At 68.6% G+C, this 21416-nt stretch carries 16 protein-coding genes and 1 pseudogene; 11 read left to right on the plus strand and 6 right to left on the minus strand.

The genetic code is table 11. The features are described 5' to 3' along the window. The first annotated feature begins 2 nt into the window (after positions 1–2). Positions 3–737, plus strand: a complete 735-nt coding sequence (locus tag KY496_RS02205; RefSeq protein WP_219863678.1) for a LytTR family DNA-binding domain-containing protein — start codon at positions 3–5, stop codon at positions 735–737. Between the two features lie 3 nt (positions 738–740). Here the strand turns inward: KY496_RS02205 and KY496_RS02210 are convergent, their stop codons facing one another. The 3 genes from KY496_RS02210 to KY496_RS02220 all read right to left on the minus strand — a co-directional run bounded on the left by KY496_RS02210 (position 741) and on the right by KY496_RS02220 (position 5391). Further along, positions 741–2999, minus strand: coding sequence for an ATP-dependent DNA helicase (locus KY496_RS02210; RefSeq protein WP_219863680.1), 2259 nt, complete (start codon positions 2997–2999; stop codon positions 741–743). A gap of 6 nt (positions 3000–3005) precedes the next feature. Next, complete coding sequence (locus tag KY496_RS02215; protein WP_219863682.1) at positions 3006–4664, minus strand: VRR-NUC domain-containing protein; 1659 nt, start codon at positions 4662–4664, stop codon at positions 3006–3008. An 82-nt stretch (positions 4665–4746) separates the two neighbouring features. Then, positions 4747–5391 (minus strand): hypothetical protein, encoded by a 645-nt coding sequence (locus KY496_RS02220; RefSeq protein ID WP_219863683.1) that lies wholly within the window; start codon positions 5389–5391, stop codon positions 4747–4749. 92 nt (positions 5392–5483) lie between these two features. Here KY496_RS02220 and KY496_RS02225 point away from each other — a divergent pair, with 92 nt between their 5' ends. From KY496_RS02225 to KY496_RS02240, 4 genes are all read left to right on the plus strand, one after another. Continuing rightward, a complete protein-coding gene (locus KY496_RS02225) occupies positions 5484–6323 on the plus strand; it encodes a M15 family metallopeptidase (RefSeq protein ID WP_040777695.1) in 840 nt (279 codons plus the stop codon). A gap of 124 nt (positions 6324–6447) precedes the next feature. Beyond that, complete coding sequence (tssM, locus tag KY496_RS02230) at positions 6448–10224, plus strand: type VI secretion system membrane subunit TssM (protein ID WP_219863685.1); 3777 nt, start codon at positions 6448–6450, stop codon at positions 10222–10224. Continuing rightward, positions 10221–11195: a type VI secretion system-associated protein TagF gene (gene tagF, locus KY496_RS02235; RefSeq protein WP_040777698.1), complete on the plus strand. Its 975-nt coding sequence runs from the start codon at positions 10221–10223 to the stop codon at positions 11193–11195. Before tssM ends, tagF begins: the two co-directional genes overlap by 4 nt. A gap of 1 nt (position 11196) precedes the next feature. Further along, the gene (locus KY496_RS02240) at positions 11197–11982 is read left to right on the plus strand and encodes an OmpA family protein (RefSeq protein WP_219863687.1); all 786 of its coding nucleotides are present in this window, start codon (positions 11197–11199) and stop codon (positions 11980–11982) included. Between the two features lie 57 nt (positions 11983–12039). Here the strand turns inward: KY496_RS02240 and icmH are convergent, their stop codons facing one another. Genes icmH through tssJ form a run of 3 tightly spaced genes read right to left on the minus strand, consistent with a single transcriptional unit; the run spans position 12040 to position 14824 of the window. Continuing rightward, positions 12040–12804 (minus strand): type IVB secretion system protein IcmH/DotU, encoded by a 765-nt coding sequence (icmH, locus tag KY496_RS02245; RefSeq protein ID WP_071363217.1) that lies wholly within the window; start codon positions 12802–12804, stop codon positions 12040–12042. Then, complete coding sequence (tssK, locus tag KY496_RS02250; RefSeq protein ID WP_219865034.1) at positions 12801–14159, minus strand: type VI secretion system baseplate subunit TssK; 1359 nt, start codon at positions 14157–14159, stop codon at positions 12801–12803. Before tssK ends, icmH begins: the two co-directional genes overlap by 4 nt. Positions 14160–14218: 59 nt before the next feature. Then, complete coding sequence (gene tssJ / locus KY496_RS02255; RefSeq protein ID WP_219863689.1) at positions 14219–14824, minus strand: type VI secretion system lipoprotein TssJ; 606 nt, start codon at positions 14822–14824, stop codon at positions 14219–14221. A 196-nt stretch (positions 14825–15020) separates the two neighbouring features. On the opposite strand from tssJ, the gene KY496_RS02260 reads away from it, so the two are divergent. The 6 genes and pseudogenes from KY496_RS02260 to tssH all read left to right on the plus strand — a co-directional run bounded on the left by KY496_RS02260 (position 15021) and on the right by tssH (position 21410). Then, positions 15021–15599 carry a M48 family metallopeptidase gene (locus KY496_RS02260; RefSeq protein WP_219863691.1) on the plus strand — a complete coding sequence of 193 codons (579 nt, stop codon included), beginning with the start codon at positions 15021–15023 and terminating at the stop codon, positions 15597–15599. A 26-nt stretch (positions 15600–15625) separates the two neighbouring features. After that, positions 15626–16129: pseudogene (tssB, locus tag KY496_RS02265) on the plus strand (type VI secretion system contractile sheath small subunit). Position 16130: 1 nt separating this feature from the next. Then, entirely contained in the window at positions 16131–17621 is a 1491-nt protein-coding gene (gene tssC, locus KY496_RS02270; protein WP_005669861.1) for a type VI secretion system contractile sheath large subunit, read from the plus strand. 30 nt (positions 17622–17651) lie between these two features. Then, positions 17652–18143, plus strand: a complete 492-nt coding sequence (locus tag KY496_RS02275) for a type VI secretion system tube protein Hcp (RefSeq protein WP_005669863.1) — start codon at positions 17652–17654, stop codon at positions 18141–18143. An 83-nt stretch (positions 18144–18226) separates the two neighbouring features. Further along, entirely contained in the window at positions 18227–18697 is a 471-nt protein-coding gene (gene tssE / locus KY496_RS02280) for a type VI secretion system baseplate subunit TssE (protein WP_005669865.1), read from the plus strand. Between the two features lie 40 nt (positions 18698–18737). Then, positions 18738–21410, plus strand: coding sequence for a type VI secretion system ATPase TssH (gene tssH / locus KY496_RS02285; RefSeq protein WP_219863693.1), 2673 nt, complete (start codon positions 18738–18740; stop codon positions 21408–21410). Positions 21411–21416: the final 6 nt, after the last annotated feature.

Raw genomic sequence — 21416 nt, forward strand, 5'->3', positions numbered from 1 at the left:
GGATGCGAACCCTGATCGTGGACGATGAACACCTGGCGCGCGCGCTGCTGCGCGAGTACCTGGCGGCCCATCCCGACGTCGAGATCGTGGGCGAATGCGCCAATGGGTTCGAGGCGGTCAAGGCGATCGCCGAGCACGATCCCGACCTGGTCTTCCTGGACATCCAGATGCCCAGGCTGGACGGTTTCGAGGTGGTGGAGCTGGCCGGCGCCAGGCCGCACTATATCTTCGCCACCGCCTACGACCAGTTTGCATTGCGCGCCTTCGAGGTGCACGCGCTCGACTACCTGCTCAAGCCGTTCTCGCGCGAGCGCCTGGCCGAGGCGCTGGCGCAGGCGCGCCTGCGCGCGCCGCAGCCGGCCCGGGACGGCATTGCCGCGGCGGTGAAGGATGCGCAGGCGCGCCAGCAGCCGCTCGAACGGATCCTGATCCGCGACGGCGCCCGCGTGCACGTGGTCGCCGCCGGCAGCGTCGACTACATCGAGGCCCAGGACGACTACGTGCGGATCATGGCGGGCGGGAAGGGCTACCTGAAGCTCCAGCGCCTGTCCGAGCTCGAGGCGCAGCTCGACGGCGCCGTGTTCGTGCGCATCCACCGCTCGTTCATCGTCAATGTCTGCGCGGTCGAACGCATCGAGCCGGTCAGCAAGGACAACCATTGCGCGGTGCTCAAGGGCGGCGTCAAGTTGCCGATCAGCCGCAGCGGCTACCAGAAGATACGCGAGCGGCTGGCGTGAGGTTCACCGGGACCCGAGCTCCCACCAGGCCGGCATCAGGTTCCGGATGCCCGGCTGGGCGAAGCGGTCGTCGATCAGCCACACCACGCCGCGATCCTGCTCGGTGCGGATCACGCGCCCGGCCGCCTGCACCACCTTCTGGATGCCGGGATACAGATAGGTGTAATCGTAGCCGGCGCCGAACAGCGCCTGCATCCGTTCGCGCAGCTGCTCGTTGACGGGATTGACCTGGGGCAGGCCGAGGGTGGCGACGAAGGCGCCGATCAGGCGCTCGCCCGGCAGGTCCACGCCTTCGCCGAAGGCGCCGCCCAGCACCGCGAAGCCGACCCCCGCGCCTTTGACGTCGAAGCGGTCGATGAAGCCCTGGCGTTCGTGCTCGCTCATGCGGCGTTCCTGGCGCCAGGCCGGGATGGCCGGATCCAGCCGCTCCAGCGCGTTCGCCACCTTGTCGAGATAGTCGAAGCTGCTGAAGAAGGCCAGGTAGTTGCCGGGACGTTCGCGGTACTGGCGCGCGATCAGTTCGGCGATGGGCTGGACCGAGGCGGCGCGCACCTGGTAGCGGGTCGAGATACCGCGCGCGACGTGGACCTCGAGCTGGCTCGCCTTGAACGGCGAGTCGACCTCGACCCAGGCCGTGTCTTCGGGCATGCCGAGGGTGTCGAGGCAGTAGTGCCAGGGCCCGAGCGTGGCCGAGAACAGCGTGCTCGAATGGGTGGCGGCGAAGCGCGGCCCGAGGAAGGGCGCCGGCACCACGTTGCGGATGCAGATCGTCGAATCGCGTACGGTGGGACGGTCGGCGTGCCGGCTCAGGTCGCACAGCGAGTGTGGCCCGAACGATTCGGCCAGCCGCACGAACCCCATGGCGTCGAAGTAAAAGCGCTGCAGGTCGGGGTCGAGCGGGCCGGGAAAGGCCGCCAGGTGTTCGTTGATGGCGCTGCCCGCTTCCTGCAGCGCGTCGACCAGCTTCGCTGGAATCTTCTCGAGCAGCTGGTAGGGCGCCGGCGCCGTCTTGTCGACCGCGGTCCAGGCGCGGCCCACGCGCTCCAGCACCTTCTTGACGGCTGGCGGCGAGCCGGCGCGGGCCAGGCGCAGCAGCTCGCGATCGAGCTCGGTGCTGTACATCGAGCGCGCGCGGCCGACCAGGTTGTGGGCCTCGTCGACCAGCAGGCTGGTTTTCCAGCCGTTGGCGAGCGCCAGCGCGTACAGCATGGCGCTGCCGTCGAAATAATAGTTATAGTCGCCGACGATCATGTCGGACCAGCGCGCCATCTCGCTGCCCAGGTAATAGGGGCAGACTTCGTGCGCCAGCGCGACCTCGCGCAGCGCCTCGCGGTCCAGCACGGGCACGGCCGTCGCGGCCGCGCGGGCGGCCGGCAGGCGATCGTAGAAGCCGCGCGCCAGCGGACAGGATTCGCCATGACACTCCTTGTCGGGATGCTCGCAGGCCTTGTCGCGCGCGGTGAGTTCGAGCACGCGCAACGGGGCTTTGCTGCCGGCGCACAGGGTCGCGGCGCCGTCCAGCGCCAGGCGCCGGCCGGGGGTCTTCGCGGCCAGGAAGAAGACCTTGTCCAGCTTCTCGCGCGGCATGGCCTTGAGCACCGGGAACAGGCTGCCCACGGTCTTGCCGATGCCGGTCGGGGCCTGCGCCAGCAGGCAGCGCCCACTGGCGTTGGCGCGGTAGAGGCTTTCGGCGAGCTGGCGCTGGCCGGGGCGGAAGTCGGCATGCGGGAACGACAGCGACTGCAATGCGGCGTCGCGCGCCGCGCGGTGCGCCGCTTCGCTGGCGGCCCAGCCCGAGAAGCGCTGGCACAGCTCTTCGAAGTGCGCGCGCAGCCAGGCGCTGTCGCGCGTCTCGCGCAGCACGGTTTCGACGCCGCTGACGATGTCGTAGTAGACCAGGGCCAGGTTGACCGACTCCATGCCCTGTTCCTGGCACAGCAGGTGGCCATAGACGCGCAGCTGGGCCCAGTGCAGGTGGCGGTGGTTGTCGGGAATGGCGTCCACCCGGCCGCGATGGGTCTTGACCTCTTCGATCAGATTTTCATTGGCGTCGTAGCCGTCGGCCCGGCCGCGCACGTGCAATTCGTTCCATTGGCCGGACAGCGCGACCTCGCTGCGGTAGCCGTCGCCGCGGCGGCCGGCCACGACGGCATGGCCGGCAATGCCTTCCTGGGCGCTGGGGGAGGGGGTGAAGCGCAGGTCGAGGTCACCCTGCTTGGCGGTGAACTCGCACAGGGCGCGTACGGCGATGGTGTAGCTCACGTAATCTCAGGCCGCCATCTCGGTAGGCTCGATCCACTGCAGGTAGCACACGGCGACCGGCATGTCATGCGCCGCGCAGTAGTCGATCCAGCGCAGCTGGTTGTCCTGCAGGCGGTCGCCCGGGCCTTTCACTTCGATCATCAGGTAACGGCCTTCGCTTGGCCAGAACTGGATCAGGTCGGGAAAGCCCGTGCGGTTTTCCTTGACGTCGGCCAGGATGCGTTCGCACCACTTGCGCAGGTGGGCGGCCGGGATGCAGGCCAGGGCCAGCTCGATGAGGTCCAGCGTGACGCCGTCCCAGTGCACGAACGGCGATTGCAGGCCGGCTTTCTCGCGGTACGTGCGCAGGATCGTGTCGCGGTAGCTGCCGCTGTCCAGCTCCGCCAGGCAGGCGGCGAATTCGGCCTGCCGGCGCTGGTGGAAGTCGGCGCTGTGCAGGTCGGCCGGGCCGCGGTGGAAAGGGTGGAAGAAGGCGCCGGGAATGGCGGCGAACACGGCGCGCCAGCACAGCAGGCCGAACAGGGTGTTGGCGAGCGCGTTCTCGACGTAGAACACGGGCGCATCGCTCCCGTGCAGGTGGCCGCGCACGGCGCCCTCGACCCAGCGTTCGCCGTTCGGCGGCGCCAGCGACAGCTCGATGCGCTCTACCTGCGTCTTGGCGCGCGGCGCCAGGCGCGCGTGGCCAAGGCGGCGCGCCAGGCGCGGCGCGATGCGGGACAGGTGCTGGCGCTCGGCTTCGTTCTCGGGCGCGCACTGAGCTGCAAGCAACAGGGCATGGGCCTGCTCGAAGCGCTCGTGTTTTTCGAGCACGCGGATCGCGCGCGCCCGCGCGCCGGGAAAGCGGCAGCGCGCGTAGGCGGCGTAGGCGCCGTCCCAGTCCTTCAGCTTTTCGTAGTGCTGGCCGATCTGGAACGTCAGTTTTTCGCGCCGGCTCTCGAGCCAGTCGTTGTCGAAGGCGTGCACGGGCAGGTCGCGCACCACCTCGTCGACGTCTTCGCCGGCGGCGAAGCGCTCGCGGCAGGCATGCAGCTGCAGGTAGTGGTCGACGTCGGCACGGCGGCGAAAACCGCGCGAGGCGGGCGAGATGTCCACGCTCTCGTAGCGGAACAGGCCGAGGTCGGACAGCACGAAGTCGGTCCAGCCCTGGTGCAGGTTGCCGAAAAAGACCAGGCGCAGGCGGTCGCACAGCGGCTTGACCAGGATGCGCCAGGCGACGTCGGGACAGGCCGGATGCCAGCCGGAGAAGCGGCGCGCCTCGGGGAATGCGGGGCGCAGGGCGTCCAGCTGTTCGTCCTTGCGCGCTGTCTTGCGCGGCAACTGCGCGCCGAAGGCGTCGAGGATCTCGGGCTTGGACAGCAGGTCGAACAATTCGTCGAGCGTGAGTTCGGGGTCGGGTTCGATCCAGCCGGTGCCGAGCAGGTGGGAGGCAGCCTCGACCGGACAACCGATCTCGGCATAGCTCAGTTTGCTGGCGCGGAACAGGTTACCTTTGCGCATGACCATGCGCACGAACAGGGCGCGCGCATTGTGCGGCAAGGTCGGGAACCGGGCCAGGAAGGCCTGTTCGCCGTCGTCGAGCAAATCGCCATAGCGTTCGCCGATCCAATCGAGAACCCGCTGGAAGTTATCCAGATAATAAAACTCGTTTTCCAACACCCTGATCATCACCGAACGCCCACCTGTACTTATATACAGTATAGCGTTTTCTGGCGGCGGCCGCCCGCCAGGTGCGGCCTATTTGCCACGCCTAGCGTGCAGGAGGGGCAGGGGTTTCATCTTCCGCCGGCGCGGCATGACCGTTGGCATGGTAGATCACGGCCGAGATCAGGGCGACGTCGCTGTCGTCCTGGGCCTCGCCGGCGCGTGCGGGATTCACCGTCCGGGCCTGACGCGCGGCCTGGCGTGGCGACTGGACCCGAGAACGGGCTGGGGCGGCGGCGCGCGCTTCCGGACGGCGCGCCGGGGCCGTCTTGACGGACGCCGGCGCGGCCTTGGCTGGGGCCGTCGTAGGCGCGGCGGCCGGTTCGAGCAGGCGCAGCGGCGGAACGGGCGCAGGCGCCGCCGCCAGCACCGGGTCTGGCTCCGGTTGGGGCGCCGTGTCGACGATCAAGGCCGTCTCGACCGGCGCCGGGTCCATGCTCGCGATCGGGGCGGGCGCCGCATCGTGCCGCGCCACTTCCATCGGCGCGGGACCGGCGCCGGCCGCCAGCCAGGCCAGGGTCGCCGTCAAACCGACGGCGACCGCCACCGCCGCGCCATACCAGGCCAGGCGCGCGCCGTGACCGGCGCCCGCGCGCCGCGCCGGCTCGCGCTCGAGCTTGGCGAGGATGCTGTCTTCGCGGCCGCCGCGGCGCGCCGACGACATCAGGTTGGGACGCATATGGGCATGCATGCGGTTGTCTTGATTTTCGTCTGATGGACGCACGACATTACTCCTAAGATTGGCTTCTCCTGTTCTGATTAGAAACAATCCTGGGGAGTCCGATGCTGATCTTGATCGCCCTTCTGTACGTTTGTCTCGCTTCAGGCCTGGCTTGGCTTGTTCTTTTTCCAAGTGGACGGGCCTGGATGGCGCGCGGGATGCATGCCATGCGTGGCCTGGCCGGCCGCGCCGGTGCCTGGAGCCATGCCGGCACGCGCGCCGCCGGCGCCATGCGCGACAGCGTCACCCTGTCGCTGCGCGAGCGGGTGGTGCAGGGAGTGCGCCGCCACCAGGTGCTGCTGGCCATCGGCGCGCCGGCGGTGTTGATTCCTTCGCTGCTGGCGCTGGCGCTGAGCAATCCGGCCATGCTGCCGGTGTACGAGGGCAGCAGCGCCTTGCCCGACGAACAGGTGGCGGCGCTGCTGGCCGGCGAGCAGCTGGTGCCGCCGGTGGCGCTGCCGCCCAGCGTGTTCACCACGGCCGAGGTCGAGCTGGTGCGGCCGATGCTGGTCGGCGCCAGCCGTAACTGGGGCTTGCTGCATCCCGACTTCAGCCAGCGCCTGCTGCTGGCGTTCAAGATCATGAAGGAACAGCATGGCTACGAGATGGCGCTGCTCGAGGGCTACCGCAGTCCGGCGCGCCAGGATGAGCTGGCCGCGACCGGCGGCCACGTCACCAATGCGCGCGCCTTCCAGAGCTGGCACCAGTATGGCCTGGCGGCCGATTGCGCCTTCCTGCGCGACGGCAAGCTGGTGATCTCGGAAAAGGATCCGTGGGCCATGCGCGGCTACCAGCTGTATGGCCAGGTGGCCGAATCGCTGGGCCTGACCTGGGGCGGGCGCTGGAAAATGATGGATTTCGGCCACATCGAGTTGCGCATGCGCGGGGTGATGGGGCGCTGAGGCGTCGTCGTCGGTGGGTTGTTGCGCGGTTTTTCGGATTTTGGCCGCATTGCGCAGAGTCAAGCAGCGTGCCGTATGCCCGTGCGACCATTTCCTGTGAGATCTTTCTACAAGAGACCCCGCCATGGCACGACTCTGGAAGTTCCTGACCGACAGCCGCGTGCTGGCCGCGATCGGTCTCACCGCGCTGGCGGCCATCCTGGTAATCGGCGCCGGCCTGCTCGGCGTCGGCCTCGTGTGGGCCGCGATCGGCGCCCTGGCGCTGCTGGCCTGCTGGGGCATCTGGTGGATGCTGCGCCGCGCCTGGCGCGCACGCCAGGCGCGCAAGCTGGCGGGCGCCATCGCCGGGGCAGGCGCCGGCGAGGACGGCGGCAAGGACGAAGTCGCGGTGCTGCGCAAGAACCTGCTGGAGGCGGTCGGCACCATCAAGACCTCGAAGCTGGGCCTGACGCGCGGCGCCGCGGCCCTGTACGAGCTGCCCTGGTACATGATCATCGGGAACCCGGCGGCCGGCAAGAGCAGCGCCATCGTGCACTCGGGGCTGAGCTTCCCGATCCCCGGCAACAAGGCGCTGCAGGGCGTGGGCGGCACCCGCAACTGCGACTGGTTCTTCACCACCGACGGCATCCTGCTCGACACCGCGGGGCGCTACTCGGTGCAGGACGACGACCGCGCCGAGTGGTTCGGCTTCCTCGACCTGCTCAAGCGATACCGCCAGCGCGCGCCGATCAACGGCATCCTGATCGCGGTCAGCGTGGCCGAGCTGATGGCCGGCCCGGCTACCGCCTCGCACGAACTGGCCAAGAACCTGCGCACCCGGGTGCAGGAACTGACCGAGCGCCTGGGCGTGCACGCGCCGGTGTACGTGGTGTTCACCAAGGCCGACCTGGTCGCCGGCTTCCTCGACTTCTTCCACGGCAGCGAACAGGCCGAGCGCGAGCGCATCTGGGGCGCGACCCTGCGCTACAACCGGCGCGCCGCGCCGCAGGACGTGCTGGCCTTCTTCGACGAGCACTTCGACGAACTGGTCGACGGCCTGAAGGAAATGAGCCTGGCCGGCATGGGCGCCAACCGCAGCACGACGCTGCGTTCCGGCGTGTTCACCTTCCCGCTGGAATTCGCCGCGCTGCGCACGCCGCTGCGCGCCTTCCTGGCCACGCTGTTCGAAGAGAATACCTATCAGTTCAAGCCGGTGTTCCGCGGCTTTTATTTCACCAGCGCGCTGCAGGAAGGCAGCGTGCAAGACCTGTCGAGCCGGCGCGTGGCCAGCCGTTTCGACCTGGCGCTGCAGGAGAGAAAGGGGGGCGAGGGTGCCGGGGAGCCGGCAGGTTCGCAGGCGGGGGCGCAATCCGGTTATTTCTTGCTCGAGCTGTTCCGCAAGGTGGTCTTCGCCGACCGCGAACTGGTCAAGCGCTACACGAATCCGGCCGCGGCGCGCTGGAAGCTGGGCGCCTTCTTCGCCGCCACCATCCTGCTGGGCTGCGCGATGGGCGGCTGGTCGTGGTCGTACATGGGCAACCGCCAGCTGGTCGCCAACGTGCAGTCGGATCTCGACAAGGTGATGAAGCTGCAGGCGGGCCGCATCGACCTGCAGTCGCGCCTGGAGGCCCTCGACATCCTGCAGGACCGCATCGAGCAACTGGAGCGCTATGCCGACGACAAGCCGTGGGCGCTGGGCTTCGGCCTGTACCAGGGCGATATTCTGGCGCGCAAGCTGCGCGACGAATACTTCGCCGGGGTGCGCGCGGTGATGGTCGAACCGGTCGCCGGCGCGCTCGAGACCATGCTCACGGAGGTCAACAACAATGCAGCCGCCCTCGATCCGGGGCGCCAGGTGGCCGCGCCCGCGTCCGTGTCCGCCAGCGCGCCCAGGCTTGGCCAGCCTTACCAGGACGCGTCGCCCACGGATGTCGGCGACGCCTACAACGCGCTCAAGACCTATCTGATGCTGGGCACTAAATCGTATGCCGAGCCGGGCCACCTGAACGATCAGCTCACGCGCTACTGGCGCGGCTGGCTGGAGGCGAACCGCGGCAGCATGCCGCGCGAGCAGATGATCCGCAGCGCCGAGCGCCTGATGACCTTCCACCTGGCCCACATCGACGACCCGGCCTGGCCGCAGATTTCGCCCAAACTGAGCCTGCTCGACACCACGCGCGAGCACCTGCGCCGCGTGGTGCGCGGCACGCCGGCGCGCGAGCGCGTGTACGCCGACATCAAGACCCGCACCGCCACCCGCTTCCCGGCGGTGACGGTGGCGCGCATCGTCGGCGAGCAGGATGCGGCGCTGGTGGCCGGCAGCCACGCCGTCAGCGGCGCCTTCACCCGCGCGGCCTGGGACAAGTTCGTGCTCGGCGCCATCCGGGATGCCTCGAACAAGGAACTGAACACGGTCGACTGGGTGCTCAAGACCACCGCGCGCGACGACCTGACCCTGGAGGGCAGCCCCGAACAGATCCAGAAGGCGCTGATCGACCTGTACAAGGCCGACTATGCGCGCGAATGGTCGAAGTTCGTGCAGGGCGTGGCGATCGCCGACCTGCGCGGCTTCGACGCCAGCGTGCAGGCCATGAACCGCCTGGGCGACCCGCAATCCTCGCCGATCGCCAAGCTGCTGCGCACCATCTATGAAGAGACGGCCTGGGACAATCCGGGCGGCCTGCGCGCGCCCATCGGCAAGACCGAGCGCGGCGTGATCGAGTGGTTCAAGCAGGTGGTCTTGCGGCGGGCGCCGTCCGACGCGCGCACGCTGGCCGACAGCGTCGACCCGTCCCAGCTGCTGGCCCAGCAACAACAGGGGGTCGGCCCGATCGGACGCGAGTTCGCCGGCGTGGCGCGCCTGGTCGGCGCCAGGGAAAAGGAAGCGTCGCTGATGACCGGCTATCTCGACGCGCTGTCGCGGCTGCGCACGCGGCTCAACGCATTGAAGAACCAGGGCGATCCGGGTCCCGGCGCCAAGCAGTTCATGCAGCAGACGCTGGAGGGCAGCGGCTCGGAGCTGGCCGACGCGCTGCGCTACGTCGACGAACAGATGCTGACCGGGATGAGCGACAGCCAGAAACAGGCGCTGCGCCCGCTGCTGGTGCGCCCGCTCACCCAGACCTTCGCCATGATCGTGCTGCCGTCCGAGGCCGAGATCAACAAGACCTGGCAGGCGCAGGTGGTCGAGCCGTTTACCCGCACGCTCGCCGCCAAGTACCCGTTCGCCCAGGATTCCAGCGTCGAGGCGACGCCCGGCGAGATCGGCCAGGTGTTCGGCCCCGAAGGCGCAGTGGCCAAGTTCGTGGGCACGGCGATGGGGCCGCTGGTGGTGCGGCGCGGCGACGTACTGGCGGCGCGCACCTGGGCCGACATCGGCATCTCGCTGGCGCCGCAGGCGGTGGCCGCCTTCCCCGGCTGGGTGGCGCCGCTGTCGAACAACGGCGTGGCGGCCAGCGGGGCGGCCCAGACCGTGTTCCAGGTGCTGCCCCTGAGCGCGCCCGGCACGCTCGAGTACACGCTCGAGATCGACGGCCAGCAGCTGCGCTACCGGAACACGCCGCCCAGCTGGAACAATATGGTCCATCCGGGCCCGCAGGGCGTCTCGGGCGCGCGGGTCTCGGCGGTCACCTTCGATGGCCGCACGGTGGAGCTGTTCAACCAGCCGGGCCAGTTCGGCCTGCAGCGCCTGTTCGAGGCGGCCCAGCGCAAGCGCAAGGACGGCGGGGTGTTCGAGCTGCGCTGGAGCGCGCAGAACGTCTCGGTGGCGGTCGACCTGAAGATCGTCAGCAGCCCGCAGTCCACCGGGGGCGGCCAGAGCCAGGCCCAGGGTTTCCGCGGCCTGCGCCTGCCGCCGGCGATCGTCGGCCGCCATGAAGCCCAGGACGCGGCGCCGGCGCTGGCCAGCGCGGGAGGCCAATGATGCGCGCCGACCGCATCGGCTACTTCGGCAAGGTCCCGGCGCGCGCCGACTTCGTCAAGCTGGCCCACGACCCGGCCGCGATCGGCATGCTCGACGCCTGGCTGGCGCAGGTGATGACCCTGCTGCCGTCGGACGCGCGCTGGCGCTTTCACTACGATGCGATGGCGCCGGTGAGCTTCGCCCTGGTCGGCCCGGCGCGGCACCACGCGGTGGCCGGCCACCTGCTGGCCAGCCACGACCAGTCGGGGCGGCGCTTTCCCTTTCTCGCCACCCGCACGCTGGCGGTGAGCGATCCCGCCGCCTTCGTCGCGCGTTGTCCGCTGGCGTTCGCGCCGCTCTGGGTGTTCCTGGAAGAGATCTGCCCCAAGGTGCTGGGCGAGGGCGACCCCGCCGCCTACCTGCAGGCGATCGCCGACAGCGCGATCGGGTTGGGAGACGAGGCGGCGCTGGCGCGCTGGATGGAGCACGGCACGATCGCCTCGCTCGACGGCCTGCTGGGCCGCGCAGTGTCGAGCGCCAGCGCGAATGCCAGCGCGGCGCGCCTGGTGCTGGCGCTGGGATTGCTGCTGCAGCCGGTCATGCACAGCCAGCCGGCCGAGCTGCATAAGAGCCTGGTGCTGCCGCTGCCGCACAACGCGTCGGCGCGCTATCCGGTGGCCGCCTTCTGGCTCGAGCTGATCACGCCTTTCCTGCGCCGCGCGCAATTCGACCTGGCGCTGTTCATCACGCGCCAGGAAGAACGGCCGGTGCTGGTGGTGGGCTTTTGCGCGGCGCTGGCCGAAACCCTGCGCGCCGTGATCGATCCCCTGGTCGGCGCCGAGCTGCAGGTGCGCCTGCTGGACACGGACTGGATCGACGAGCAGCTGCAGTTCGACGCCGACGTGCGCCAGCTCTCCAGCCACCTGGCCCAGCCCGACCTGCCGCTGTCGCTGGCGCGCGACCTGTTCATGAAGACCTTCATCGGAGCCTGACGTGAAACTTCGCACCCTGACCCTGTTGCTTGGATTGGCCGCCGGATTGGCCGCCGGATTGCCGCTGGCCGCGCAGACGGCGCCAGGCGCGGCCGAGGCCCCGGTCGTGGTCAGCGGCATGGTGGCCGACGAAGCCGCCAAGGCCGCGCTGCTCGAGCGCCTGCGCGCCGTGTACGGTGCGCAGCGCGTGGTCGACCAGCTGTCGGTCGGCACCGTCTCGACGCCTGCCAACTGGAACAATTACGTGGGCAGCCTGATCGGGCCGAACCTGCGCCTGGTGAAGGGCGGCCAGCTGAAAGTCGAGGGCAACAGCGTCAGCCTGCGCGGTGACGTGGCGAGCGAAGCCCAGCGCCAGCAGATCGCCGGCGAGATCGCGGCCCGGCTCAATCCGACCTATACGGTCAACAACGGCCTGCGGGTGACCGTCTCGCAGCAGAGCGTGCTGGATGCGGCGCTGGCCGACCGCATCATCGAATTCGAGTCGGGCAAGGCGACCCTGACCCCGGCCGGCACCGAGGTGCTGGATGGGATGACGGCGGCCCTGAAGAAGCTCAATGGCGTGAAGGTCGAGGTGATCGGCCACACCGACAACGCCGGTTCGCGCGCCGGCAACCTGTCGCTGAGCCAGGCGCGCGCCGAGGCGGTCAAGGCTTACGTGGTGAGCCAGGGGATCGCGGAAGCGTCGATCGCGGTGTCGGGCGAAGGTCCGGACCGGCCGGTGGCCGACAACCGCACGCCGGAAGGCAAGGCGCGCAACCGGCGCATCGAGTTCAAGGTCATCCAATAAGACCTGGGTAGCAGGACCGGCGGCCCCGGGAACCACGATCCCGGGGCTGTTCTGCTTTCAGGGCAGGGTGATGGTCACGTGCGCGGCTTTCGGCGGCAGCTTGACCAGGTCGTTGTAGTGCGCCAGCGCCAGCTCGGACTCGTTGCCCAGCACGGTGCGAAAGCCCAGGTAGGCTCCCAGCCCGGCCAGCGTGAACACCGCCGCCAGCACCCACAGCGAGAGGTCGCTGCGCAGGCGGTTGACCACCTGGTCCGGCCGCTCGGCGTGCGGCGCGAAGCCGCGCGTGCGGCCGCGCATGCGCGCGATCTCGTCGCCCAGGCGCGCCACCAGGTAGTCCAGCTTGTCCTTGCCGTCCAGCGCATAGCGGCCCTGGAAGCCCAGCAGCAGGCACATATGGAAGACCTCCAGCGCCTCGACCTGCTGCGCTCCCTTGGCGCGCAGGTCTTCCAGCCGGTGGAAGAAGTGCTCGCCGGCGAGCTGGTCGCCGAACACGCGCAGCTGCAGCGGACGGGTTTCCCAGGCCTCGCGCACCTCGTAGCTCGAGCGCAGGATGATCTCGTCCACCGCCGAGCAGTAGGCGTACTTGGCCGCCGTCACGTCTTCGGCCGCGATGCCGAGCGCCTTGGCGCTGCGGTCGACGTCGGCCAGGAAGGCGGTCATATTGTCGGCGAAGGCGCCCTTGTCCTGCGGCCCGCAGCCGTTTTTCAGCAGGAACAGGGCGTGGAAGCCTTCGTACATGATGTCGACCAGGCGCTGGCGGCGGCTGCCGGGTTTTCCATCCTCGCCTCGTTGCGCGGCGCGGCGCTCGACGAAGGCGCTCATGCCGACACCGCGATCAGTTCGAGCCGCAGCTCGCGCACGCCGTTCGGCACGTAGACCGAGATCGCCTGGGTCTTGAGCATCGCCTCGTACAGCGCGCCGCGGCCTTCGAGCACGAAGTAATAGGTGTCGGGCCGCACCGGAATCGCGCTCGGCACCTGGGGCGCATGCACCAGCTTCACGCCGGGCAGCGCCGACAGCACGAACTTGTCGACGTCTTCCGGCGCGCCGACCTTGAACTGCAGCGGCACCGCCTCGACCAGGCGCAGCGCCGGCATGTCGGCCGCCACCGCCAGGTACAGGGTGGTCTGGGCATTGATGCGGCCCGAATCGAGCGCGCCCAGGTAGTAGGACGGGCGGTCCTTGTGCAGGGCGATGGTGAAGTAGCGGGACGAGATCACGGTATCCAACAGGTCGCGGATGATGCCGTCCAGGCGCGCGAACTGCGGGCCGGGATCGGCGTGGACGTAGGAAGGCAGGTCTTCGAGCCGGTAGCTGCGCGAATAGGTCATCAGGCCGCCGGCCAGCTCGAGCATGGCGCCGTACAGGCGCTCGGGATGCAGCTCGCGGTGGTGCAGGTAGTGGGCCAGCGCCGCATAGCCGGCGCTGGCCGTGTGCAGCAGCCAGAACGAGGACACGTCGCCGCCGCGGATCTCGACCACGTTGCGGCTCGGCTCGCGCAGATCGCCGTACAGCGCATTGACCTTGGCCAGCAGCTTTTCCATCAGCCGCGCCAGGCCGACGTAAAGGCCGGCGCCGGGCATCGTCACGGCGTCGATCGACAGGCTGGGTGGAATGAAACCGGGGTCGATCTCGAAGCCGCCGGTGGCCACGCGCCGCAGGCGCAGCAGCGCGAAGCTTTCATAGGCTTCCAGCGGCTCGCTGTCGGCCACCAGGCGCAGCGCCTTGCGCAGATAGGTCACGGGGGCGTCGGCGGCCTGGGTATACAAGTCCTGGGTCTCGCGGTCGATGCGCCCGAAGCGCACGTCGATGGTCTCCGGTCCGTCCGGGCCATTGGCGCAGTTGTCGCCGTGCGTGCGCAGCGCCGGCAGGGCGGCGTGATAGGTGACCGTTTGCTGCGCCGGCGGCAGGTCGCCAAGTCGCACCTGCGGCGGCAGCACGTCGTCGCCCGGCGCACGCACCACTTCGCCGTCCGGGAACAGCAGCGCGAGTTCGTCGATGCGCAGGATGTCGCTGCGCAGCGCGTCGAGATCGACCGCCAGCCTGCGCACGCCCCAGCAATACGGGTGCAGTGCGCAGGCGGTCTGGTTCAGGCGCGCTTCGTGGTAGCGGTCCTGCTGCTGGAAATGCTGGGGCCGCAGGAACAGTCCCTCGCCCCATAAGACCTTGGATGGCATGCTCACGATCGCCTCCTCGCCGTTCAGAAAGGACTAGCTTGCAGGAAAGTTGCAAACGATTATTGACAGCGCACAGAGCCCAGTGCCGAAGCGCCGTCTTTGGCGGCGGCGGAGCCCACGCTCATCGCACAGGCGTGCAGGCCGACGTTCAGGCCGTCGCGCTCGGCATCCAGGCTGCTGACCGCGGTGCGCCAGCGGCCGGCGGCCGGGGTGTGGAACAGGGCCACGATGCCGACGTGGCCGGCTTCGCGCGCGACTTTTTCGGTCACTTCGTAGCGTTGGCCCGGCACCAGCATGATCTCGCGCACCTCGACCAGGTCGGCGCCCAGGCTTTCGCGCTCCAGGCGCGGATCGAGGAAGGTGGCGTAGGGCGCGCCCTCGAAGGCATCCTTCTGGCGCAGCTTGTACAGGCGCACCGCCAGCGCCAGCGGCTGGCCGCGCGCGTCCACGTTCAGGCGCGTGGCGGCGTGCAGCTTGAGTGGCACATTGCGCGGCGGCTTTTGCGACTCGGGCAGTTCGGCCGGCTTGCGCAAGCCGGCCGCCTCCAGGGCCACGCTGGCCAGCGGCGCCAGCGCGGCGCCGCCGCAGCCGGCGAGCGCCGTTGTCAGCACGATCGCCGGCACGATGACCACGACCGGCAGCTTGAACGGGTTGGGCGTCCCCATCAACGATCTCCTCGCAATTGTCCTAAGGCACCAGGCTTGGATTGAACCCGATCCCCGCCAGTGCACACTGACACCGCGCAAACGCAAGCGACATCCAACACCCCTTGCTTGAACTCGCTTTTCATTGACAGTGCACAACTTCTTGGCAAGCACGATGCGAATAATGGGGGCTTGTTCACCCACTGGAGAGACGAACATGATCCGCAAACGCCTGTTACCCCTGCTGGTCGGGGTCGCCGCCCTGGCCGGGTGCGCCACCGACGGCACGGGCACGACCGCCAAGCGCGCCGCCGTGTCCGAAAACATCTATGCCGAAGCCGATGCCGCCCTCGCGGCCGGGCAGAGCGACAAGGCCGTGAGCCTGCTCAAGGACGCGAGCAGGGCGCATCCGGTCGACAAGAAGCCCTGGGTGCGCATGGCCCAGATCCGCTTCGACGCCACCCAGTACGGCGACGCCATCAGCAGCGCGCAGGAAGCGCTGGCGCGCGACCCCGACGACACGCTGGCCTACAGCATCCTGGCCGTCAGCGGCCTGCGCGTGGCCAGCAAGGCGCTGGCCGACCTGACGCGCAAGAACAATCTGCAGGGTTCGGTGCGCAGCGAAGCGCAAGACCTGGCCAAGCTGCTGCGCACCAGCCTGGGCGAAGAGGTGCTGGTCACGACCCGCCCGGCCGCGCGCCCGGCGTCGAGCCGCAGGACCCCGAGCCAGCCGGCGGTGGCGGCGCCGCCGCGTCCGGCGGCCAGCAGCGGCAGTCCGTTCGACGTGCTGCAATAAATCCATCTTCCCCCACTGGAGTCGACATGGCCAAGAGCGAAAGCGTACAAAAACGCTTGCAGAAGGTGCGCGCGCCGCGCGTGCAGATGACCTATGACGTCGAGATCGGCGACGCGATCGAGAACAAGGAGCTGCCCTTCGTGGTCGGCGTGGTCGGCGACTTCGGCCTGGATCCCAAGGCCGAGAAGAAGCGCCTCAAGGACCGCAAGTTCGTCAATGTCGACGCCGGCAACTTCGACGAGGTGCTGGGCGCCGTCGCGCCCGTGGCCACCTTCAAGGTCGACAACCACCTGTCGCCGGACGGCGGCCAGTTCGGGGTGCAGCTGCAGTTTCGCGAGATGAACGACTTCCGGCCCGAGTCGGTGGTGCGCTAGGTGGCGCCGCTGGCCGGGCTGCTCGATGCGCGCACCAAGCTGGCCGACCTGCGCAACAAGCTGGCCGGGAACGACAAGCTCGAAGACATCCTGACCGAGGTGCTGGGCAACACCGAAAAACTCGACAGCCTGCGCAAATCGGGCAAGGGAGAGTGAGATGGCGGCGGTATTCGAATCCACCCAAGCTGCGGCGGCGGCGCCGGAACTGGACGCTTCGCTGCTCGACCAGATCGTCGAAGAAAGCCGCGTGGCGGCGTCGAGCAGCGAGCACGAACGCGCGCGCGACCTGATCTCGGAACTGGTGACCCAGGTGATGCAGGGGACGATGGTGATCTCGTCCAACCTGTCGGCCACCATCGATGCGCGCCTGGCGGAACTGGACCGCATGATCTCCGATCAGCTCTCGGCGATCATGCATGCGCCCGAATTCCAGAAGCTCGAGCGCAGCTGGACTGGCCTCAACTACCTGGTCAGGAACAGCACCACGAGCGCCAACCTGCAGATCCGCATGCTCAATGCCAGCAAGCGCGAGCTGGTCAAGGACTTCCAGTCGGCGATGGAGTTCGACCAGAGCACGATGTTCAAGAAGATCTACGAGGAAGAATTCGGCACCTTCGGCGGCGCGCCGTACGGCACCCTGATCGGCGACTTCGAGATCTCGCGCCAGCCCGAGGACATCTACTTCCTCGAGCAGATGTCGCATGTGGCCGCGGCCAGCCACGCGCCCTTCATCACCTCGAGCAGTCCCGAATTGTTCGGCGTCGAGAGTTTCGGCGACCTGGGCAAGCCGCGCGACCTGGCCAAGGTGTTCGACACCGTCGAATACGCCAAGTGGAAGGCGTTCAGGGAATCCGAGGATTCGCGCTACGTCGGCCTGTGCCTGCCGCGCTTCCTGGGGCGCCTGCCATACCACCCGGCCGACGGCATGACGACCGAAGGTTTCAACTACGTCGAGGACGTGGACGGCAGCGACCACTCCAAATACCTGTGGTGCAACGCGGCCTATGCCTTCGGCGCGCGCCTGACGCGCGCCTTCGAGGACTATGGCTGGTGCGCCGCGATCCGCGGCGTCGAGGGCGGCGGCCTGGTCGAGAACCTGCCGACCCACACGTTCAAGACCGACGAGGGAGAAGTGGCGCTGAAATGCCCGACCGAGGTCGCGATCACCGACCGCCGCGAGAAGGAGCTGTCCGATCTCGGTTTCATCTCGCTGGTGCATTGCAAGAACACCTCGTATGCGGCCTTCTTCGGCGCCCAGTCGGCCCAGAAGGCGCGCAAGTACAACAACGAGGCGGCCAATGCCAATGCCGTGCTGTCGTCGCAGCTGCAGTACATCTTCGCCGTGTCGCGCATCGCCCACTACATGAAGTCCATGATGCGCGACAAGATCGGCAGCTTCGCCGCCGCCTCCAACGTCGAAGATTACCTGAACCGCTGGCTGACCCAGTACGTCCTGCTCGACGATAACGCGAGCCAGGACCAGAAGGCGCAATTCCCGCTGCGCGAAGCCAGCGTGCAGGTGTCCGAGGTGCCGGGCCGCCCCGGCGTGTATCGCGCCGTGTCGTTCCTGCGGCCGCACTTCCAGCTCGATGAGCTTTCCGTTTCGCTCCGTTTGGTCGCGGAGCTGCCGCAGTCGACCAAAAGCTAGCACTTATTCTTAACTTACTTGGAGTAGAACATGGCAATTGACGTGTACCTGCAGATCGACGGGATCAAGGGCGAATCGATGGACGACAAGCACAAGGACTGGATCGAGTGCACCTCGGTGGCGTGGGGCGTGAGCCAGCCGCGTTCGGCCACCGCATCGACCGGCGGCGGCCACACGGCCGAGCGCTGCGAGCACCAGGAGATCGCGCTGACCAAGCTGGCCGACCTGTCGTCGCCGATCCTGCTACAGACCTGCTCGGCCGGCAAGACGATCCCGAAAGCCAAGCTGGAATTCATGCGCGCCGACGGCCAGGGCGAGCGCATCAAGTATTTCGAGATCGAGCTCGAGAACGTCCTGATCGGCGGCATCAGCCCCAGCGTATCCGAAGGCAGCATCATCCAGGAGCAGGTCGGCCTGAAGTTCTCGAAGATCAAGTGGAAGTACACCCAGCAGAAGGTCACCGGCGGCGCCGGCGGCAACACCTCCGGCGGCTGGGACCTGGCGGCCAATAAGGTTGTCTGAGCGGCGTCGCCGTTCCCGTTCGCGCGGCGGCTGCACGTCTTGCATTGCAGCGCGCCGCGCATCCGACATCCCCGGGAGGCACCATGAAAGGCTTCACGCCGGGCCTGCTCGACCGCCTGATGGTCGACGAGGGCGCGGCCGGCGCCGCGCTGGGCGTCGAGCAGCTCAAGGACAGCGTCGCGCGCGACCTGGAAGCTCTGCTCAATACCCGCATCGCGCTGGACGTCGCCCACCTCGAAGGCTATCCGGCGGCGCGCACCTCGATCCTGCACTACGGCCTGATCGACTTCGCCGGTTTCTGCCTGACCAGCAGCATCGACCGCGCCGCCGTCTGCGCCAGCATCGAAGATGCGATCGCCACCCACGAGCCGCGCTTGCTCGACGCGCGCGCCGTGCTCGAGCCGGAGGCGGGCGACGTCAACCGCCTGCATTTCGCGATCCATGCCCGGCTGGCGGTCGACGGCCTGCTCGAGCCGGTCAACTTCAATGCGGTGCTGCAGCCGTCGTCGCTGCACTACGAAATCAACCGCGCCGCCCGGCCGCCCCGGGGCTGAAGACGCGGCGCCACCACGCCACCATGACAAGGGAGCCACGATGGACATCAACCTCAAGACGCTCATCTCCAAGCTGAACGACACCACCCGCGCCGCCGCCAGCCGCGCCGCCAGCATCTGCATGGGGCTGGGCCAGTACGAGGTCGACGTCGAGCACCTGTTCCTGGGCCTGATCGAACAGCCGGGCAGCGACCTGACCGCGATCGCGCGCCAGTGCGACATCAGCCTGACCGGCCTGGAAGCCGACCTGCGGCGCGAAGTGGGGCGTTTCGCCACCGGCAGCGCGCGCACGCCCGTGTTCTCGCGCCACCTGCCGCTGCTGTTCGAACATGCCTGGCTGATCGCATCATTGGGCTCGGGCCAGCCGAACCGGATCCGCAGCGCCCATCTGCTGCTGGCGTTGCTGACCGAGCCGTCGCTGGCCCAGCTGGCGCAGCGCGCATCGCCGCTGTTCGGACGCTTCCCGCTCGACCGCCTGAAACACGACCTGGAGCGCCTGACGCGCGGCTCGGTCGAGGCGCCCGAGCTCAAGGCCGAGGAAGCGGTCGGCGCCGGACCGGACCCCGCCTCGGAACTGAGCCAGGCCGCCACCCGCGCCACGCCGGCCCTCGACCAGTACACCTCCTGCCTGACCGGGCGCGCGCGCGACGGCAAGGTCGACCCGGTGATCGGCCGCGACATGGAGATCCGCCAGGCGATCGACATCCTGATGCGGCGGCGCCAGAACAACCCGATCCTCACCGGCGAGGCCGGCGTCGGCAAGACCGCCGTGGTCGAGGGCCTGGCGCTGCGCATCGCCCAGGGCGACGTGCCGGACGTGCTGAAGGGCGTCGAGATCCATACGCTCGACATGGGCCTGCTGCAGGCCGGGGCCAGCGTGAAGGGCGAGTTCGAGAACCGCCTCAAGAACGTCATCGACGAAGTCAAGAAGAGCCCACACGCGATCATCCTGTTCATCGACGAGGCCCACACGATGATCGGCGCCGGCGGCACGGCCGGCCAGAACGACGCCGCCAACCTGCTCAAGCCCGCGCTGGCGCGCGGCGAGCTGCGCACGATCGCGGCCACGACCTGGGGCGAGTACAAGAAGTATTTCGAGAAGGACGCCGCGCTGGCGCGCCGCTTCCAGGTGATCAAGGTCGAGGAGCCGGACGAAGACACGGCGGCGGCCATGCTGCGCGCCATGGCGCCGCTGATGGAACAGCACTTCGGCGTGCGCGTCTACGACGACGCCATCACCGAGGCGGTGCGCCTGTCGCACCGCTACATCAGCGGCCGCCAGCTGCCGGACAAGGCGATCAGCGTGCTGGACACCGCCTGCGCCAAGGTGGCGCTGGGTCAAAGCGCCACGCCGGCGCTGCTGGAAGACTGCGTGCGCCGCATCGAACGGCTCGACGCCCGGATCAGCGCCCTGAACCGCGACGGCAGCGCAAAGAGTGACGCAAATTCGAACCATGCCGAGGTGCTGGCGGCGCTGGGCCAGCAGCGCGCCAGCGCCGCGGCCGAGCAGGAGATGCTGCAGCGCAGGTGGGAAGAAGAGCAGGCGCTGGCCGGCCAGATCGGCAAGCTGCGCGCCGAACTGGAAGCCTCCGGCAGCCGCGACGAGAACAGCGGCGCGAAGGATCTGCGCGCGCTGAACGAAGCCCTGCGCGCGCTGCAGGGCGAGGCGCCGCTGGTGCCGGTGCAGGTAGATGGCCATACGGTGGCCGAGATCGTCGCCGCCTGGACCGGCATCCCGCTGGGCCGCATGGTCAAGGACGAGATCCGCACCGTGGTCAACCTGAAATCGATGCTGGACGAGCGCATCCTGGGCCAGGGCCACGCCAGCCATGTGGTGGCCCAGCGCGTGCGCACCGCGCGCGCCAACCTCGATGATCCGAACAAGCCCAAGGGCGTGTTCCTGTTCGTCGGCACCTCGGGCGTGGGCAAGACCGAGACCGCGCTGGCGCTGGCCGACATCCTGTACGGCGGCGAACGCAAGCTCATCACCATCAATATGAGCGAATACCAGGAAGCGCACAGCGTCTCCGGCCTGAAAGGCTCGCCGCCGGGCTACGTCGGCTATGGCGAGGGCGGGGTGCTGACCGAGGCGGTACGGCGCAATCCCTACAGCGTCGTGCTGCTCGACGAGGCCGAGAAGGCGCATCCCGACGTGCTCGAGATGTTCTTCCAGGTGTTCGACAAGGGCGTGATGGACGATGCCGAAGGACGCCAGATCGACTTTCGCAACACGATCATCATCCTGACCTCGAACGCCGGCTCGAGCCAGCTGATGGCGGCTTGCCTGAACAAGGCGGCGAGCGAGCTGCCCACGCCCGAGCAACTGGCCGAACTGCTGCGGCCGGCGTTGATGAAGCACTTCAAGCCGGCCTTCCTGGGCCGCCTGGCGGTGGTGCCGTTCTACCCGATCGGCGACGAGGTGCTGGCCAACATCATCCGTCTCAAGCTGGCGCGCATCGGCGCGCGCGTGCTGGACAACCACAAGGCCAGCTTCGAATACGACGACGCGCTGGTGGAGGCCGTGCTGCGGCGCTGCACCGAAGTCGATTCCGGCGCGCGCAACGTCGACAATGTCTTGAACGGCACCTTGCTGCCGGAGATCGCCGACAACGTGCTGGCGCGCATGGCCGACGGCGGCGGCATCGCCCGCGTGAAAGTCGGCGCCACCAAGGCCGGCAAGTTCAAGTACGCGATCGAACCGAGAGAAGCCTGAGGAGGG

The organism is Massilia sp. NP310 (assembly GCF_019443485.1).
Lineage (GTDB): Bacteria > Pseudomonadota > Gammaproteobacteria > Burkholderiales > Burkholderiaceae_D > Telluria > Telluria timonae.